This is a genomic window from Streptomyces flavotricini, from assembly GCF_020639365.1.
In the GTDB taxonomy this organism is placed as follows: Bacteria; Actinomycetota; Actinomycetes; order Streptomycetales; family Streptomycetaceae; genus Streptomyces; species Streptomyces flavotricini.
On the sequence record NZ_JAINUL010000001.1, the window covers coordinates 8,129,360 to 8,131,503 of the forward strand.

Annotated in this window: 1 protein-coding gene and 1 pseudogene; both read left to right on the forward strand. The window is 71.5% G+C overall.

All coding sequences use genetic code 11. From position 1 onward, the window contains the following. Positions 1-336 precede the first annotated feature (336 nt). Positions 337-1,851 carry a DEAD/DEAH box helicase gene (locus tag K7B10_RS37240; RefSeq protein WP_229343656.1) on the forward strand — a complete coding sequence of 505 codons (1,515 nt, stop codon included), beginning with the start codon at positions 337-339 and terminating at the stop codon, positions 1,849-1,851. 46 nt (positions 1,852-1,897) lie between these two features. Next, positions 1,898-2,144 (forward strand): annotated as a pseudogene (locus K7B10_RS37245) (CBS domain-containing protein); the annotation flags it as partial.

Below are 2,144 nucleotides of genomic sequence, written 5' to 3' on the forward strand. Positions count from 1 at the left end.
GAACATCGTTCCCGCCTGACGCTGACACACGTTCTGCAGCTGGGGCCCGCATCCCTCGGGGTGCGGGCCCCAGCTGCATGCATTTCCCGCGGTGCGTTCCCCCGCGGTCTCAAGCATTGAGAGATCGGGCCGACTGCCCCTCTCGGGGTTGCACCCGATTTCATTTTCTTGGTTGTCGCGCCCACACGGCGCCACCTCATTTCGGCGTCTGAGCCCACAGATTCTCTGTCCGCCAGATCCGCCTCCGCATTCCATTCGGTCCGTTCTCGTAATTCCGTGCGCCGCTCCTACGCTGCGGGAATTTCTTGATACGTGCCGTATCAAGGAAGGTTCCGCATGAACCCCACGCGTACGAACGAGCGCTCTTCTCGCACCCGCGGCCGCACCGGCGGCCCCGCTTTCGGCACCGGCGCCGGTTCGGGGAGGGGCAGCCGCTTCGGCTCGTCGGCCCCGAGCCGTTCCGGAGGTCCGAGCCGCTCGGGCGGCTACGGCCGCCGGCCAGCGGCGATCCAGGGCGAGTTCGCACCGCCGAAGACGATCACCCCCGCGCTGCCCGCCGTCGAGGCCTTCGCCGACCTCGACATGCCGGCGCAGCTGCTCACCGTGCTCACCCGCGAGGGCATGGCCACGCCGTTCCCGATCCAGGCCGCGACGCTGCCCAACACCCTCGCGGGCCGCGACGTACTCGGCCGCGGCCGCACCGGCTCCGGCAAGACCCTGGCCTTCGGCCTCGCGCTGCTGGCCCGTACGGCCGGCCAGAGCGCGGAGCCGGGTCAGCCGCTCGCGCTGGTCCTCGTACCGACGCGAGAGCTCGCCCAGCAGGTCACCGCCGCGCTCACCCCCTACGCCCGGGCGGTCAAGCTGCGCCTGGCCACTGTGGTCGGCGGCATGCCGATCCACCGCCAGGCCGGTGCGCTGCGCGCCGGAGCCGAAGTGGTCGTCGCCACTCCCGGCCGCCTCAAGGACCTCATCGACCGCGGCGACTGCCGCCTGAACCAGGTCGCCATCACCGTCCTCGACGAGGCCGACCAGATGGCCGACATGGGCTTCATGCCGCAGGTCACCGCTCTCCTGGACCAGGTACGTCCCGTGGGCCAGCGGATGCTGTTCTCCGCCACCCTGGACCGCAACGTCGACCTGCTGGTCCGCCGCTACCTGACCGACCCGGTCGTGCACTCCGTCGACCCCTCGCAGGGCGCGGTGACCACGATGGAGCACCACGTCCTGCACGTCCACGGCGCCGACAAACAGCGGACGACGACGGAGATCGCGGCCCGCGACGGCCGGGTGATCATGTTCCTGGACACCAAGCACGCCGTGGACCGCCTCACCCAGGAGCTCCTGGACAGCGGGGTCCGGGCCGCGGCCCTGCACGGCGGGAAGTCCCAGCCGCAGCGGACCCGGACCCTGGCCCAGTTCAAGGCCGGGCACGTCACCGTGCTGGTCGCCACCAACGTGGCGGCGCGCGGCATCCACGTCGACAACCTGGACCTCGTCGTCAACGTCGACCCGCCGACCGACCCCAAGGACTACCTCCACCGCGGCGGACGCACCGCCCGCGCCGGCGAGTCCGGCAGCGTCGTCACCCTCGTCACCCCCAACCAGCGCCGCGACATGACCCGCCTCATGCAGGCCGCCGGGATCACCCCGCTGACCACCCAGGTCCGCTCGGGCGACGAGGCCCTGAACCGGATCACCGGCGCCCAGGCCCCCTCCGGCATCCCGGTCACCATCACCGCACCGGTGTCCGAGCGCCCCAAGCGCAGCACGGCCTCGCGCGGTCGGCGCCGGCCCATCGCGGCTGCCCGGCGCGCGAGCCTGCGACAGACCGCCTTCGACGCGGCGGCCTGAGAACCACGTGATCAGGACTCTGACCCACCTCTGCAGGAGGCACCTTTTGACGCTGGTCCAGATGCAGCCCCGCACGGCGCATGCCGATGCCCATGCCAACCTCGCCAACCGGACGGTGGACGACGCCATGGAAGCGGCCGGTCCACAGGTGTGCGACGACATGACCGTCGAGGTTGCCCTGGCCGTCATGGCCAGCGCCCGCGCGGACCGTCTGCTCGTCTGCGACGAGGACGGCCTGTGCACCGGGCTGATCACCGGTGCCCAGCTCGCCGCCGTCCGCGACAGCGTGGCGT